The sequence below is a fragment of the Vibrio sp. 2130-1 genome, assembly GCF_033339515.1.
In genome coordinates, this window is sequence record NZ_JAWOUT010000585.1 from 1 (window position 1) to 554 (window position 554).

The 554-nt window shown below is 48.0% G+C and carries 1 protein-coding gene; it reads right to left on the bottom strand.

Annotated elements, in window-relative coordinates; translation table 11 throughout:
• Positions 1-60 precede the first annotated feature (60 nt).
• The gene (locus tag R7Q09_RS27540; RefSeq protein ID WP_015313652.1) at positions 61-486 is read right to left on the bottom strand and encodes a hypothetical protein; all 426 of its coding nucleotides are present in this window, start codon (positions 484-486) and stop codon (positions 61-63) included.
• Between the last annotated feature and the right edge of the window lie 68 nt (positions 487-554).

Genomic DNA, 554 nt, shown 5'->3' on the forward strand with positions numbered 1-554 from the left:
GAAACCCAGTACGAATGCGACTACGAGAAAGAGAGACCAATTGCGGCTCATAACGATTCCTTATCTTTGCATTTTGATGGCGGGATAGATGGTGGATTGTCCGTCGGTCAGTTCTCCGACCCACGTCATCGATTCTTGAGTGCAAACGGGCAACACGACTTCGCCAGAGTATTTTCCAGGTGCTATTTTCTTGAGGAGAAACTTCGGCTCGCCCATTTCCATTTCTCTTCCTGAAAGGCTCAGAACCAACTGCTCTGCGTCACTTTTGTTCCATTCGACATCGAATTTAGCAGGAATAAGGGGCTGAGCATTATCGACATTGAGTGTCATGGTGACACCTTGTTGGACACATGCCGTTGTCGAGAGCAGGCAGTACTCATCAAGTGGTTTGACTGTCGAGGAAGAAGAGAAACTCTTGAGCAGCGTCGGGGCGTAGAATCCCGCAACGAGTGCGACCGCAATGGCGGCAATTTTTAACACTTTCATTAAGGTTCAGCATTTATCACTTAACATTAACCGCATCGTAGCACATATGTGTAACTCGCCAAGGCGTC